This window comes from Bacillus sp. AF62 (assembly GCF_050312695.1).
Classification (GTDB): domain Bacteria; phylum Bacillota; class Bacilli; order Bacillales; family Bacillaceae_G; genus Bacillus_A; species Bacillus_A cereus.
This window is the reverse complement of record NZ_JBNPJZ010000011.1, coordinates 1-14,993: the sequence shown is the minus strand read 5'-3', so window position 1 is coordinate 14,993 and position 14,993 is coordinate 1. Positions and strand designations below refer to the sequence as shown.

The following is a 14,993-nucleotide window of genomic DNA, read 5'->3' as shown; positions in this document are numbered from 1 at the left end:
ATTATATCTCGTTAGCACTTTGAGTCAATATTTCTAACTATCATCGTAATATACTTCCTAATTATATATTCGAGATGACAAAAATTGTTCAAAAAGATTTCGATTCATTTTATTTTATTTATCGCACAATTCTTTGTAAAATAGAAATAAGCAGTTCCTTTTCAAATACATAACTTCTAAGAAATATTTCCTTCCTAAGAATTTACACTTACACCATATCTCTAACATACACACTACTCTTTCAAACAATCATTGAAAATTTATAAACTTAAAGTTACCTTTCCATTCTCTGTTAGCCTTAATTGAGAATAAATATTAATTAAATCGGTATAAAGTTGGTTTATTCTCTTGACAAAATAACCACTTCTATATGATAATTAATATCGAATTAGAATTATTATAGTTAATTAAAAAATATATTTTATGAGCACACTATTTTTTGATGCTCAAAACCAACATTTAGGAGGAATTTTAATATGTTATTAATCGGCACAGAAGTAAAACCGTTTAAAGCTAATGCTTACCATAATGGAGAATTTATCCAAGTTACTGACGAAAGTTTAAAAGGAAAATGGAGTGTAGTTTGTTTCTACCCAGCTGACTTCACATTCGTTTGCCCAACTGAACTTGAAGACTTACAAAACCAATACGCAACTCTAAAAGACTTAGGCGTTGAAGTATACTCTGTATCTACAGACACTCACTTCACTCACAAAGCATGGCATGATAGCTCAGAAACTATCGGCAAAATCGAGTACATCATGATTGGTGACCCAACTCGCACAATCACTACAAACTTCAACGTTTTAATGGAAGAGGAAGGTCTTGCTGCTCGTGGTACATTCATCATCGATCCAGACGGCGTTATCCAATCTATGGAAATCAATGCTGACGGTATCGGCCGTGACGCAAGCATTCTTGTTAACAAAATTAAAGCTGCTCAATACGTACGTAACAACCCAGGTGAAGTTTGCCCAGCTAAATGGCAAGAGGGTTCTGCAACACTTAAACCAAGCCTTGACCTTGTAGGCAAAATCTAAGGAGTTCGATCAAAATGATACTAGATGCAGATATAAAAACACAACTATCCCAATACCTTCAATTAATGGAGAACGATATTTTACTTAAGGTAAGCGCAGGAGACGATAACGTATCTAAAGATATGTTAGCTCTAGTAGACGAATTAGCTACTATGTCATCTAAGATTACAGTAGAAAAAGTTGAATTAGAGAGAACACCAAGCTTTAGCGTAAACCGCCCTGGTGAAGACACTGGTGTCGTATTCGCTGGTATTCCATTAGGACACGAATTTACATCATTAGTGTTAGCTTTACTACAAGTAAGTGGACGCGCTCCAAAAGTTGAACAAAAATTAATCGATCAAATTAAAAACATTCAAGGCGAATATCATTTTGAATCTTATATCAGCCTAAGTTGTCATAACTGTCCTGATGTTGTACAAGCTCTTAACGTAATGAGCGTTCTTAACCCTGGTATTACACATACTATGATTGATGGCGCTGCATTCAAAGAGGAAGTAGAAAGCAAAGACATCATGGCAGTACCAACTGTTTACCTAAACGGCGAATCTTTCGGAAGCGGTCGTATGACACTTGAAGAAATTTTAGCTAAAATGGGTAACGGTCCAGATGCATCAGAGCTTTCTGATAAAGATCCATACGATGTTCTTGTTGTTGGTGGTGGCCCTGCTGGTGCAAGTGCAGCAATTTACGCAGCACGTAAAGGCATCCGCACTGGTATCGTTGCTGAGCGCTTCGGTGGTCAAGTAATGGATACTATGGGCATTGAGAACTTCATCAGCGTAAAAAAGACTGAAGGTCCTAAGCTAGTAGCAAGCCTTGAAGAACACGTAAAAGAATACGACATCGATGTAATGAATCTACAACGTGCGAAACGTTTAGAGAAAAAAGAACTTATTGAAGTGGAACTTGAAAACGGCGCTATTCTGAAAAGTAAGAGCGTAATCGTTTCTACAGGTGCTCGCTGGCGTAATGTTGGCGTACCAGGTGAAGCTGAGTTCAAAAATAAAGGTGTAGCATACTGCCCACACTGTGACGGTCCATTATTCACTGGAAAAGACGTAGCAGTTATCGGCGGAGGTAACTCTGGTATTGAAGCGGCTATCGACTTAGCAGGTATCGTTAAGCACGTAACTGTTCTTGAATTCATGCCAGAATTAAAAGCTGATGCTGTATTACAAGAGCGTCTTAACAGCTTACCAAACGTAACTGTTCTGAAAAACGTTCAAACGAAAGAAATCACTGGTACTGACAAAGTAAACGGTATTTCTTACATCGATCGTGAAACTGAAGAAGTTCATCACGTTGAATTACAAGGTGTATTCGTACAAATTGGTCTTGTTCCAAACACAGACTGGTTAGGCGAAACAGTTGAACGCGTTCGCGGTGAAATCGTAACAGACAAGCACGGTGCTACAAACGTACCAGGAGTGTTTGCTGCAGGTGACTGTACAAATAATCCGTACAAACAAATCATCATCTCTATGGGTTCAGGTGCAAACGCAGCTTTAGGTGCATTTGATTACTTAATCCGTAACTAATAAAAAACAGGTGCCTTGGCACCTGTTTTTTATTAACCTAATGTATAAACTAAAAACCTCTCATTCCCATTCTTCTCATAAGCACCTGACAATCTAACTTCTTTCTTCAGCTCAAACGCAGTCTGATTTTCTAAGAAAAAAATATAGTCCTCAGAAGGATAATATAAAATAATATCCACTTCTCTCCCCATTTCTTCTACCGAAAGTAAAATGTTATTTACTACATTCATAAACACTTGTACAGAAAACGGATTAAAGAAATAAAATCTATTATCATGTGGATCAATCTCATATTCCTGCGCTAAACAACATTGGAATTGAATTTTCCCCTTACTGTTTCGTGCCTTTCGTGCATAACGATCAAGATTATCCATCGCTTCTTTATAAAACTCTTCATTCATTTCAATTCCAACTGCTGAAGCACCACATTTATGATGCATATAAAAGTTTAATCGCCCTTTTCCGCACCCAAAGTCTACAATTCGGTCGCTACTTCGTATTTCATATTGATTCAATAACTCATCTAACCCGCTATACGGCGTCGGTTCATAGCGGTGATAATGCATAGACTTGTTAAACCCTTTTTGCTCACCGACTGTTTTTATATGTAAAACTGCATCGTAATATTGTTCGTTCATTCGTTTTCTCCTATTAAAAAATGGTACTTATTATTATACACCATATACTGGAGGCTCATTTTTCATCCAATTAATAGGTATGTGAAATTATATTAACGATTTTCTTAATATATCTATCGTAACTTCAAATATATCAACGATTTTCTCAATATATCTATCATAACTCAAAATATATCAACGGTTTTTCAAATATATCGATTTGCCGACAATTCACGACAAAAAAACAGGAGCTCTCTAGCCCCTGTCTTCTAACACTTTCAATACAGTTTGTTTCAATATTTCTACCCCATCCATAATACAACTATGATCAAACCTCATATACGGATGGTGTAATCCAGGTTGTAGGTCTGCTCCTAGTCCAAGCATGACAGCTTTTAAATGTGGTCTTTTCACTGTATAGTAATGGAAATCATCGCTTCCTGTCGTATAGAGAGGCCCTGTGCATCTCTCTTCCCCATACACTTCGAGAATACCTTTACGCATAAAGCGCTCTGCTTCTTCGGAAACCTCTGCTCCTGGTGCAAGATCCATCCATTCGTATGAAGTTTTCGACCCCATCGATGCAGCTGATTCTATTACATGCTCAATCTTTTTCTTTAATTCTTCTAATAGTATATTACTCTCTGCTCTTACATCTAAACTGAAATGACCATTTCCCGGAATAATATTTAAATTATCACCACCAGCTTGGCATCTCGTCATTTTTACTGAATAAGAACTTTGCGGTGGCAGCCAGATATTTTTCAAACCGATATTAATCATGGAAATGACATCAATTGCATTCACACCTTGATGTGGTCTTGCCCCGTGTGCATCCTCCCCATGAATCATACCCTCTAAAAATCCTGCTGCTCCATGACGAATAGATGGGGCTGCTTGTTTCAAAGATAGTTCTTCAATTGGTCTTAGATGGACGCCAAATAAGAAATCAGCATCATCTACAGCACCTTTCTCCACCATCTTCAAAGCACCATTCCCCTTCTCTTCTGCTGGCTGAAAAATAAATCTAACCGTACCACTTTTCCATCTCATATTTTTCAATTGTAAAATAAGTCCCATTACAATGGTCATATGAGCATCATGGCCACATGAATGGTTCGCTTTAAATTCTCCATTTACTTCTTGCCAAAGTGCATCCATATCAGCACGAATCGCAATAACTGGATTCCCGCCTCCAATCTCAGCAATTACACCTGGACAATCATCAAATGTTCTATATGAAATTCCTTCTTCTTTTAAAAAGTCAGTAATATACGCTGTCGTTTCATATTCTTTCCAACTTACTTCAGGGTTTTCGTGTAAATGCTGAAAAATCTCCGTTAAGCGCTCTTGTAGTTCTAATGTTTTCAACGTTCCAGTCTCCTTCCCACATTACAAACGATTCGGGTTAATTATACTTATGAAAAACAGATGTTTTTATGAACATATTGAATTTTAAGAAAAAAGTCAATTGTTTATTTTTAAATACTTAAAAAGCTTACTCTGCACTTATATTACAAACCAAACAAACAACTAGAATATTCCTTATTTTCTGTTTTTTATGTTGACGCTTACATAAACTTTTAGTTATCATAACCTAATAAACGTCTATTTTACGACGATTCTAAAAATACAAACAAACATACGTAACAAGGAGGAACTTTATGAAAAAAGAAATACCTTTTGGAATAGCGATTATCCCTATTATCATTACCGTTGCAGTTATGATGGTTACAATTGTTATATTAAAACAAACCCCTCACGTTCCACTTATTATTGGTACAACCGTTGCTTCTATTGTCGCTTGGCGTTACGGTTACAAATGGAATGATCTTGAAGAAGCAATGTATAAAGGGATTCGTCTTGCATTACCCGCTATCGTCATTATTATTCTTGTTGGCTTAACAATTGGTGCTTGGATTGGCGGTGGAATCGTCGCAACGATGATTTATTACGGTTTAAAACTTTTAACTCCATCACTATTTTTAGTTTCCATTACCGTCATTTGTTCTATCGTTGCATTAGCAATTGGTAGCTCTTGGTCTACACTGGGCACAATTGGTGTTGCTGGAATGGGAATTGGCCTAAGTATGGGAATTCCAGCTCCAATGGTTGCTGGTGCCATTATTTCAGGCTCTTATTTTGGCGATAAAATGTCACCGCTTTCAGACACAACTAACTTAGCCGCAGGATTAACAAATACAGATTTATTCGCACACATTCGTCATATGTTATTTACTACAGTTCCAGGTTTAATTATTACTCTTATCGTCTACGCGGTCTTAGGAAGAAGCTTCGGCGCTAACAATATTGATGCGAAGAGCATCGATCAAACGTTACAAGTATTGCAACAAAACTTTGTTATCTCACCTTTCCTACTCATTATACCCGTAGTCGTTATGGTATTGGTCGCTAAAAAGGTCCCTGCTATACCAGCGATTCTCGTCGGTATTATTTTAGGATTTTTATCACAAGTCTTTATTCAAGGTGGTTCTGTCTCAGCATCTGTCGGTGCACTCCAAGCTGGATTTGTTATAGACACTGGAAACAAGCTAGTAGACGAACTATTTAACCGCGGTGGCTTAGATTCGATGATGAATACAGTCTCGATGACAATTGTCGCTATGACTTTCGGAGGAGTATTAGAACATACAGGTATTCTTCGCTCAATTGTAAATCAAATTTTAAAGTTAGCGAAATCAGCAAAAGGGCTTATCGCTTCTACTATCGCATCTTGTTTTGCAACAAACCTTACTTGCTCTGAACAATATATTTCAATTGTTGTCCCTTCAAGAATGTACGCAAATGCATACACAGAAAAAGGACTACATTCAAAAAACTTATCCAGAGCATTAGAAGATGGCGGAACATTAACTTCTGTCTTCGTTCCTTGGAATACGTGCGGTGTATTTATTCTCGCTACACTTGGCGTAGGTGCATTTGAATATGCCCCTTATGCTATTTTGAATTTCATCGTACCTATTATCTCAATCATTTATGGTATAACAGGCTTCACAATTGTAAAACTATCAGACATTGAAAAAGCAGAACTACTAAAGAAACAAAAAGCTCAACTAGAAGCTTAAAAATAGCGGTAAATTCAGTTCATATAGTGCGCGAGGTCGCCCTTGTTGATAGGGCATTTCCTCGCCGCAAATATGAGCATACCCGTAATCAACTAATTTCTTTAACAACCTTTCTGTCGATCTTCGAGTCACTTGTAAGTACTCAGAAAGATCAGCTGCTGTAAACTTCAATGACGGGTGCGATTGACTAAATTGAATGATTTTTGACAAGTTGGCCGGACTAAGCTTTGTTTCCTTCGCTATTTTCATTAGTTCCGGATTATCATTTTTCAAACTTTGTACTCTCTGTTCTTTCGGGAACGGACCAAACAAATCTTTATCACTTGTTAGTATATAAAAACAACGATCTATTGGATTGTTCTTTGCAAAACTTTGAGCAATTTTTGCATTTTGCTCCGCTTCTTTCACGTTTTTCCCATAACCAAATCCAATAGCTATCGTTCCTTCTACGCTCGCAAACAAGTTATCTATCGCATTTGTTTTAATAATTGATTCGATATCACCACGAGTTGTATACAAAATGCATGTCATTTCATCCACTTGTTTAAATGAACCACGTAGTTCTTTTGAAATGACATCTAGTTTTTCAAGCAAACTCGTTCGTAATTCTAAGGAAGAAATAATACAAGCACCAACAGTAGCTGAATAGCTTTTTGCTAACTCAGCTTTTATTTTTGCATCTTTTAGCCCATGTATAATGGATTGTGTTGGATCAATCATACGCTCTGAAGGAACACCTATTTTTTGAAGCTCGTCGTAAACAGCGTGAATACTAGTTAAAGCTAAATGAGCCTCTCCAGATTGATATTTAGCTACATGAAAATCGATAACTCTATTTATCTCATCTTTACTCCACAGCATATTTTCATAATCCAACACTTGCGGGCTTTCTTTTATACCGATATCATGGAACACATTTGTAATAAAAGAGCGGTCTACTAAATCGATGGAAATGTTATGTGGTTGAATACTTTGATGATACATGATAGAAAGAATTGAAGATGCGACAGTTGTCTCGTCTTGCTGTAAGTATATACTTGGAATTCGTAATTGTTCTCTTATTTCTTTTGCCATATAATAAGGTAAAGCACCTGAGAAAAAGATGACATCACAAGGCTTTAAACACTTTAATAGTTCAGAAGATTCCGCCGGATGAAGGTAAATATATGGATCAATTTCTATTCCTTCTAATTTTTGAGCAATGGGAAAAAGGTTGTCCATAAATTCCTTTGAACCGACAACTGCAATTTTTATCATCATTTTCTCTAACTCCTTATCATTAATTAACGACTATTTAACGTCAACTATATCAAATCTATAAAACTATTGTAAACAGGAAGGGGTTTCTATTCAATGAAAATTACAGCTACTCATCTTTACGCAATTCGTTTACCGCTTCGCAATCCGTTTGTTATTAGTTATGGCTCTTATTCTGATATGCCCTCTATTATCGTCAAAATGGAAACGGATGAAGGTATTATCGGTTACGGTGAAGGCGTTGCTGATGATCACGTCACAGGTGAATCATGGGAAAGTACTTTCCATACTTTAAAACATACGCTAACCCCTGCTCTAATCGGGCAAAATCCAATGAATATCGAAAAAATACACGATATGATGGACAATACAATTTACGGTGTTCCAACAGCGAAAGCCGCAATTGATATTGCTTGTTTTGATATAATGGGCAAAAAACTAAATCAACCTGTATATCAATTAATTGGCGGGCGCTACCATGAAGAATTCCCTGTCACTCACGTTTTAAGTATTGCCGATCCAGAAAACATGGCTGAAGAAGCTGCTTCTATGATTCAAAAAGGTTACCAATCTTTCAAAATGAAAGTTGGTACAAATGTAAAAGAAGATGTAAAACGTATTGAAGCTGTACGAGAACGTGTAGGAAATGACATCGCTATTCGCGTTGATGTAAACCAAGGCTGGAAAAATAGCGCAAACACATTAACAGCACTACGTTCATTAGGACATTTAAACATTGACTGGATTGAACAACCTGTTATCGCGGACGATATTGATGCCATGGCTCATATTCGTTCTAAAACAGACCTCCCGCTTATGATTGATGAAGGATTAAAAAGTTCTCGTGAAATGCGCCAAATTATTAAATTAGAAGCTGCTGATAAAGTAAATATAAAACTAATGAAATGCGGCGGCATATATCCAGCTGTAAAGCTCGCTCATCAAGCAGAAATGGCAGGCATTGAATGCCAAGTGGGATCAATGGTCGAATCATCTGTTGCCTCTTCCGCAGGATTCCATGTCGCTTTCTCAAAGAAAATCATTACGAGCGTAGAGCTAACAGGGCCATTAAAATTCACAAAAGACATCGGAAACTTACATTACGACGTACCATTCATTCGCTTAAACGAAAAGCCTGGACTCGGCATTGAAATAAACGAAGATACATTACAAGAACTCACCGTCTTTCAAGACGTTGTAAGCTAAAGGAGGACTATCATATGGCGGTTCTATACGAAGGAACATTAAAACAAAATAACAATCCATTTCACGTTACATTACTATCACTAGAGCACATCGAACAAATTTTATCACTACAAAACATTGTAGTTGAAGCACTAGAAGATAAAAGTCGTTTACAACCACTATCGTTAGAAGAATTTCAATACATTCTAGAAGGAAACGGCATGATGATCGGTGCTTTTATCGAAAACGAACTCATCGCATTTCGCGCTCTACTCGTCCCTCCTATCGATGATGAACATTTAGGGCTCGATATTGGTTTGCCAGAAAGTGAACTACACCGCGTTATCTATCAAGAAATCTCAAACGTTCATCCGAACTGCCGAGGAAATGGGATGCAAAAAATATTAGCAAACGTCATCATGGACGAATTACAAAAAGAAGATAGCAAATATGATTATGTATGCTGCACCGTTGCTCCTTTTAACATCCCGAGTTTGAAGGATAAGTTTGCGCAAGGGATGGCGATTGCTGCACTAAAGGAGAAGTATGGTGGTAGTCTGCGGTATGTTTTTGTGAAGAAATTGCGCGGAGATAAAGAAAGCGATTGGACGGATATTCAAAGTATTCTAATGAGTGATGCTAGTGGACAGCAGGCTTTGCTTTCGGAGGGGTATCTCGGGTATGAGATGGAGAAAACAGCAGATACTTTCATTGTGAAGTTTGGGCGATAATCTATATACTCGAAAAGAGGAGATGTCTGCTGTGACCTCTTCTCTTTTCGATTTGTTGAACAATCCTGTAGTAAATGAAATTATATCAACGATTTTTCGAATATATCTATCATAACTTACAATATATCAACGATTTTTAAAATATATCTATCAAAACTCACAATATATCAACGATTCGACAAGAAATATCGATTTACAGACAAAAATCGATATCCCTTCCTAAACCGTCATCTTCCAACTAGATAACGCTAACCAATTCTCCATTTCTTTATAATCAGGCATTATCTTCCCGACAAGACGCCAAAAAGATCGATCATGATTTAAATGAACCATATGACACATTTCATGAACAACTACATAGTCAATTACTCGCTGTGGTGCCATTGCTAGCTTCCAATTGAATGTTAGTTGTAAATTCGAATCGCAAGTACCCCAAGTACGACTACTATCTGTAATACGAATAGAACGTGGTTTTGTTTTAAAGTTACTTTGATGCGCTTTAATACTCTTCTCTACTAATGACTTACACTGCTTATAGTAAAATCGTTTTAAAGCTTGCTGTATTTTCTCATCCTTTAGCTCTTTTACATAAATATGTAACTTATCCCCTTCAAAAATCGCATTGTCTTGCTCAATGCTTGCATCTTGGGAAATCTGTATCGGATACGTATTCCCTAAATACAAAAAGCCCTCTCCTTGATCATAATCCTTTTCCTGTGGTCCATGCGCTCGCTCCGCCATTTCCTTACGTGTTGTCTGAATCCAATCCCACTTCTCCTCTAGCAACTGGACTAAGTATTCAACAGGTGTTCCTTTCGGAGCCTGCACTTCCACATTTCCATACGAATCCACAAAAAGACGCACGGACTTTTTCTTCTTATAAGTTATATGAAAATTAATTGTCTCACCTAAATATGTATGTACCATTTCATCACCTAGCATAGTATTTTTACAAATAAAAAAGAGTAGGATACGAACGTCCTACTCTACCTATTATATCATTTACTGCTTTAGCAAGCTTATCACCCTCTATACTTTACACCTAATCCCTTAATGAAATTCCTTGCGTATCTATCGCCGCACTCTTTGTAATTTTTATGACCTTTTTTTCTTAATAGAGCGCCTAACTCTCCTTTTGTTACCGTAACGCCTACGCTATCTAATATATCAAGTACATCCTCACTCGTTAAAGATAGTGCGATTTTCATTTTCTTTAGAAGAAGGTTATTGGCACTCTCCTTGCTCTGTACAGGTGCAGGCTGCCCTGGTTTCGGATCTTGCTTTCCTCTTTTTAAAGTAATAAATCCATTTAAAAATGCCTCTAACATCATCATATCGCATGTTAATACGTACTCATCTTCAGCTACCTCATCATTTTCAGCTTCATGCTGAGGAGCCCTCTTTATTTTTGTAAGCATATCAACTACGTCTTCTTTCGTTACTTCCATCCCGCCAAGTTTAAAGATTTCTACCATATCTATATCTCTTATGTCTAAAGCGTATCGTACTCTTTTTAATATATCGTTGTTGCTCATTGCCATTGGGTTTCCTCCTGAAATGTTGATTATTTATTCAGCAGTTAAAGTTTATCCTATAACGTGCTTTAAATTATCATGTTTAATCTAACCTTTTAGTTATTATCCGCTAAATTAATACTTTAACATTTTAAAGATATGTTTTATAGTCTTACCCGAACTTTTCTCTATCATTGTATCTACACAGCTCTTACGTGTTTTTTATATGCCTATAAAAAGATTTCTCTCTTAACATTAACTAAAAGAAAAAAACAGTGCTTTGATTTCTCAAATACACTGTTCTTTTCCAGCTCTACGCTTATTTTCAACTCACTCATGTCATACATGAAATGATTTAACTGCTTAAAAGTTAAACCGTCTCACTATCCTGAGCCACACCAACACTATCCTCAAACTTATCCAACAAAGCACGCACCTCATCAGTCGATTTCGTACTCATCAATTGATTTCTCAATTCAGCAGCTCCAGGGAAGCCTTTTACATAAATTTTGAAGAAGCGGTGAAGCCCTGTGATTGAGCGTGGCAGTACTTCTGCATATTGATCTTGAAGATCAAGTTGTAGTCTTAAAAGATCTAGATGTTCTTTACTGCTATGCTCTCTTGGCTCTTTTTCAAACGCAAATGGATTTTTGAAGATGCCTCTTCCGATCATTACGCCATCAATGCCGTATTTTTCAGCAAGTTCCAGCCCCATTTTACGATCAAGGATGTCTCCATTGATTGTTATTAACGTATTTGGCGCAATACGGTCACGTAATTTTTTTATTTCCGGAATTAGTTCCCAGTGCGCATCTACTTGGCTCATTTCTTCTCTTGTGCGTAAATGAATAGAAAGGTTCGCAATATCTTGTTTGAAGATGTGCGTTAACCAATCTTCCCACTCGCTTAACTCTTTAAAGCCAAGTCTTGTTTTTACGCTGACAGGTAGTCCGCCCGCTTTTGCTGCTTGAATAAGTTCTGCTGCAACGTCTGGACGTAGAATAAGGCCACTACCTTTCCCTCTTGATGCTACATTCGGTACTGGGCAACCCATATTAATATCGATGCCTTTAAATCCTAGTTCTGCCATACCGATACTCATTTGACGGAAGTATTCGGGATTGTCTCCCCAAATATGTGCTACCATCGGTTGTTCATCTTCTGTAAAAATTAAACGGCCACGTACACTTTTCATACCTTCTGGATGGCAATAGCTATCCGAGTTTGTAAACTCTGTGAAGAATACGTCCGGACGACCAGCTTCACTTACTACGTGACGGAAAACAACGTCTGTCACATCTTCCATTGGTGCAAGTACGAAAAATGGTCGTGGTAATTCACGCCAAAAATTATCTATCATTTCAAATTCAAATCCTCTCACTATGAATACAATTTCAAAATCTAAATTTATAATTTGTGAAAATCAGCAATATTTATTTTAACTAAAATCGCTTATGAATGGTATTTTTGTAAACCAAAAAGCAGGTGGTATAGATTTTTTCTATATCAACTGCTTTCCTATTATACTAACTTAAGCCAAGCCACACACTCCACATGCATCGTATAAAGTATATCATATCTTTTGGTGTACCCTATATTACTATAGTGCATTCTTTCGCTAAAAAAATAAATCAAAATGTCTTCTTTTTATCTTGAATTAATTTAGTTTATTTTAAGTGTGTGGTCATTTTTGTGGGCAGTGGTCAAAAAAGAGCCGAGTTTATACTTTACTCTTTTTTTGGTCATAAAACTAGGGTGTGTCTAAAAACTATTGTTCATTGCGTCAATCGAAAAATAGCAGCGACATAAACAAATGCTAAAAAAGAAGTTGCCAGTTTATCATAACGTGTCGCAACTCTGCGGAAATGCTTGATTTTATTGAAAAAACATTCTACTACATGGCGTTCTTTATACAAATACCAATCAACCTTCCAAGGAGTTTTCGCATTTGATTTGGGCGGAATTGTATGGGTTGCTTCTCGATTGGTAATATATTAACGAATTGCCTGAGAGCCATAAGCCTGGTCACCAAGAATGTTACTGCCTTTAATCGAAATCTGATCCAAAAGTTCGCAAACGGGGGTACTATCAAAAATATTTCCACCGCGACTCATGCCAATATGTTGATGAAACTCATGATTTATGGCCTTTTTTTGGCACCGGCACTATGCTGATACGCTTTGATACTGGTGGAATCTATGCTGAGATTTTCAAAATCCGGCTCAGCATTTAATTCTTGAAAAATAGTCAGTAAGACACCTTCATTACACCATTTGCAGAAGCGAGCATACACGGTTTTCCATAAGCCGTAATGGTCTGGCAAATCACGCCAGGGAGCGCCGCTCCTAGCTATCCATAAAATAGCATTGAACATTTCACGATTACTTCTTTTAGGCGGACGACCAGTAGAATACGGTGGGAAAAAGCCTTTGATTTGTTCCCATTGTTCATTTGTAAGTTCGTAGCGGCGTAGTGTCATAGAAAATACCTCTCTCTAAATGATTTGAGGTAATCCTACCATAAAAATAGTTTTTAGACACACCCTAGACTTTTGTAAAAAACATTTATTATATTTTCGCGGACTCGTTCGTTTGCTAAATGTTTCTAGTTCCTCACGAATGATTTCGAATTTTTCACGGCTGATATCACTTAGATAAGACATACACTCACCTCCTGTTTTTGCAACATCCTAACATGTTTACGAGACTATAAACAGGTTCTAAGATGCTATCTCTCAACTGGATAACGATGATTTTATCCCGCATTAACAGGAAGTAAAACTCCCACCTCAAAATTTAGCTTGAACAAAAGAAGTTAGATGGGGATCTCGCTGCCCGTGAGTACCCAATTAGTTTCACTTTTTTTAAACTTATTCTGTATTTCTATTTTAAATCAATCATATAAAACTATTTGTGCTGTACTGTCGTTTAATATTGAGAAAGTTTTTTTCTTGCTAGAACATGTTGTATTTCTTTTGAAAAGCAAGATAATGGAATAGAGTTTAAAATATTCAGAAAAAGGATGAGTTATATTGAGAAAGCAAATTGCAATGCTAACTGTTACAGGCGCACTATTCTCCACAGTTTTGGTTCCTTTTTCCGATGTACAAGCATCAGAAAACACAAAAAAAAATGTAGCAAATCATTCAGAAGCAATACAACCACAATTCATTTCAAATGAATCAAAGGTCCCATACAAGGAGCCTATTCAACCACAAATTATTGAAGGTGAATCAAAATCTCCATTTAAGGATCCTGACATGTCTATGGATCAAAATGGAACATTGATGATTCAAGATGGTGGTGAAAAAGTAATTATAAGTGAAGGAACCTATAATTGGAGATGGTTAGGCAGTTACGATGGAGACAATGTAGCCTGGAGCAAATTTGACAAACATATGTCAAGCGCTTTAATGGCTGGACTAGGTGGAAGTATTGCAGGTATAATAGTTAATACTTTTGCCAAAGGTGTTGCTGGTTACATTACTGGTCAACTTATTAATAATATACACAAGAATGCAAATGAAAAAGTTTGGTTTACTGTTCATAAGTTTTATGATTACGATGCTGTTAATGTATATGTCAAGTATCGTGTTTGGGTTTATTCTAGTCCATCTAGAGAAAGAAGTAGTATTATAAAATTCTATGAAGAAATTCACAGAACATAATAAAAAGGTTGTTTCCATTGGGAGCAACCTTTTTATGTAAACCAAGAATTAGTTAGATACACAAATGATATAAAAGCAATAAGTGATAATGTATTATAAAATACTATTTTCTTAGTAGCTCTTTTAAAAATAAAAGGTGCTAAAAATATTAATATACCCATTATATAAATCCAAATTATAGAATTATACCCCAGAAAAAAAACGAGTGAAAAAAAGATTACTACGTTTATGTATTTCTTCTCTTTTTTCCCCATAAATACACTCCCCATCAAAGAACTCTCTTAGAACCTGTTTAAAATCTTTTTAATAAAATCGCTACACCTGCCAATAAGCAACTCTGTCTGCTATTTTCAAG

Annotated in this window: 13 protein-coding genes; 6 read left to right on the top strand and 7 right to left on the bottom strand. The window is 36.6% G+C overall.

The window, feature by feature from the left end; all coding sequences use genetic code 11:
- Positions 1–476 precede the first annotated feature (476 nt).
- Both ahpC and ahpF read left to right on the top strand, forming a co-directional pair.
- On the top strand, positions 477–1,040 hold the full coding sequence (gene ahpC / locus ACQRBL_RS01730) for an alkyl hydroperoxide reductase subunit C (RefSeq protein WP_000924420.1): 564 nt from the start codon (positions 477–479) through the stop codon (positions 1,038–1,040).
- A 14-nt stretch (positions 1,041–1,054) separates the two neighbouring features.
- Positions 1,055–2,581 carry an alkyl hydroperoxide reductase subunit F gene (gene ahpF, locus ACQRBL_RS01725; RefSeq protein ID WP_000599501.1) on the top strand — a complete coding sequence of 509 codons (1,527 nt, stop codon included), beginning with the start codon at positions 1,055–1,057 and terminating at the stop codon, positions 2,579–2,581.
- 32 nt (positions 2,582–2,613) lie between these two features.
- Here ahpF and ACQRBL_RS01720 read toward each other — a convergent pair whose 3' ends face one another.
- Positions 2,614–3,219, bottom strand: coding sequence for an SAM-dependent methyltransferase (locus ACQRBL_RS01720; RefSeq protein ID WP_411996504.1), 606 nt, complete (start codon positions 3,217–3,219; stop codon positions 2,614–2,616).
- Between the two features lie 234 nt (positions 3,220–3,453).
- Complete coding sequence (locus tag ACQRBL_RS01715) at positions 3,454–4,569, bottom strand: M20 peptidase aminoacylase family protein (RefSeq protein WP_000853516.1); 1,116 nt, start codon at positions 4,567–4,569, stop codon at positions 3,454–3,456.
- Between the two features lie 293 nt (positions 4,570–4,862).
- Between ACQRBL_RS01715 and nhaC the strand changes: the two genes are divergently transcribed.
- On the top strand, positions 4,863–6,284 hold the full coding sequence (gene nhaC, locus ACQRBL_RS01710; RefSeq protein ID WP_411996505.1) for a Na+/H+ antiporter NhaC: 1,422 nt from the start codon (positions 4,863–4,865) through the stop codon (positions 6,282–6,284).
- Here the strand turns inward: nhaC and ACQRBL_RS01705 are convergent.
- The gene (locus tag ACQRBL_RS01705; RefSeq protein WP_411996506.1) at positions 6,273–7,544 is read right to left on the bottom strand and encodes a transcriptional regulator; all 1,272 of its coding nucleotides are present in this window, start codon (positions 7,542–7,544) and stop codon (positions 6,273–6,275) included. The two genes, nhaC and ACQRBL_RS01705, sit on opposite strands and share 12 nt — an antisense overlap.
- 93 nt (positions 7,545–7,637) lie before the next feature.
- Here ACQRBL_RS01705 and ACQRBL_RS01700 point away from each other — a divergent pair, with 93 nt between their 5' ends.
- On the top strand, positions 7,638–8,747 hold the full coding sequence (locus ACQRBL_RS01700) for a mandelate racemase/muconate lactonizing enzyme family protein (protein ID WP_411996507.1): 1,110 nt from the start codon (positions 7,638–7,640) through the stop codon (positions 8,745–8,747).
- A 14-nt stretch (positions 8,748–8,761) separates the two neighbouring features.
- The gene (locus ACQRBL_RS01695; RefSeq protein ID WP_000279914.1) at positions 8,762–9,457 is read left to right on the top strand and encodes a hypothetical protein; all 696 of its coding nucleotides are present in this window, start codon (positions 8,762–8,764) and stop codon (positions 9,455–9,457) included.
- A gap of 219 nt (positions 9,458–9,676) precedes the next feature.
- Here the strand turns inward: ACQRBL_RS01695 and ACQRBL_RS01690 are convergent, their stop codons facing one another.
- The 4 genes from ACQRBL_RS01690 to ACQRBL_RS01675 form a co-directional block, all read right to left on the bottom strand.
- A complete protein-coding gene (locus tag ACQRBL_RS01690) occupies positions 9,677–10,384 on the bottom strand; it encodes a M48 family metallopeptidase (RefSeq protein WP_000233754.1) in 708 nt (235 codons plus the stop codon).
- Between the two features lie 95 nt (positions 10,385–10,479).
- Entirely contained in the window at positions 10,480–10,998 is a 519-nt protein-coding gene (locus ACQRBL_RS01685) for a DUF1456 family protein (RefSeq protein ID WP_001251731.1), read from the bottom strand.
- Positions 10,999–11,341: 343 nt separating this feature from the next.
- Positions 11,342–12,331, bottom strand: coding sequence for a tRNA dihydrouridine synthase (locus ACQRBL_RS01680; RefSeq protein WP_000566708.1), 990 nt, complete (start codon positions 12,329–12,331; stop codon positions 11,342–11,344).
- A 780-nt stretch (positions 12,332–13,111) separates the two neighbouring features.
- Positions 13,112–13,450: an IS5 family transposase gene (locus tag ACQRBL_RS01675; protein WP_411996508.1), complete on the bottom strand. Its 339-nt coding sequence runs from the start codon at positions 13,448–13,450 to the stop codon at positions 13,112–13,114.
- Positions 13,451–14,002: 552 nt separating this feature from the next.
- On the opposite strand from ACQRBL_RS01675, the gene ACQRBL_RS01670 reads away from it, so the two are divergent.
- Positions 14,003–14,638 (top strand): hypothetical protein, encoded by a 636-nt coding sequence (locus ACQRBL_RS01670; RefSeq protein ID WP_411996509.1) that lies wholly within the window; start codon positions 14,003–14,005, stop codon positions 14,636–14,638.
- The last annotated feature ends 355 nt before the right edge of the window (positions 14,639–14,993 follow it).

Coding starts and splice junctions, on each gene's coding strand:
- ACQRBL_RS01680 (WP_000566708.1), bottom strand. CDS start 12,331: ATGATAGATAATTTTTGGCGTGAATTACCACGACCATTTTTCGTACTT.
- nhaC (WP_411996505.1), top strand. CDS start 4,863: ATGAAAAAAGAAATACCTTTTGGAATAGCGATTATCCCTATTATCATT.
- ACQRBL_RS01685 (WP_001251731.1), bottom strand. CDS start 10,998: ATGGCAATGAGCAACAACGATATATTAAAAAGAGTACGATACGCTTTA.
- ACQRBL_RS01705 (WP_411996506.1), bottom strand. CDS start 7,544: ATGATGATAAAAATTGCAGTTGTCGGTTCAAAGGAATTTATGGACAAC.
- ACQRBL_RS01720 (WP_411996504.1), bottom strand. CDS start 3,219: ATGAACGAACAATATTACGATGCAGTTTTACATATAAAAACAGTCGGT.
- ahpC (WP_000924420.1), top strand. CDS start 477: ATGTTATTAATCGGCACAGAAGTAAAACCGTTTAAAGCTAATGCTTAC.
- ahpF (WP_000599501.1), top strand. CDS start 1,055: ATGATACTAGATGCAGATATAAAAACACAACTATCCCAATACCTTCAA.
- ACQRBL_RS01695 (WP_000279914.1), top strand. CDS start 8,762: ATGGCGGTTCTATACGAAGGAACATTAAAACAAAATAACAATCCATTT.
- ACQRBL_RS01700 (WP_411996507.1), top strand. CDS start 7,638: ATGAAAATTACAGCTACTCATCTTTACGCAATTCGTTTACCGCTTCGC.
- ACQRBL_RS01690 (WP_000233754.1), bottom strand. CDS start 10,384: ATGGTACATACATATTTAGGTGAGACAATTAATTTTCATATAACTTAT.
- ACQRBL_RS01675 (WP_411996508.1), bottom strand. CDS start 13,450: ATGACACTACGCCGCTACGAACTTACAAATGAACAATGGGAACAAATC.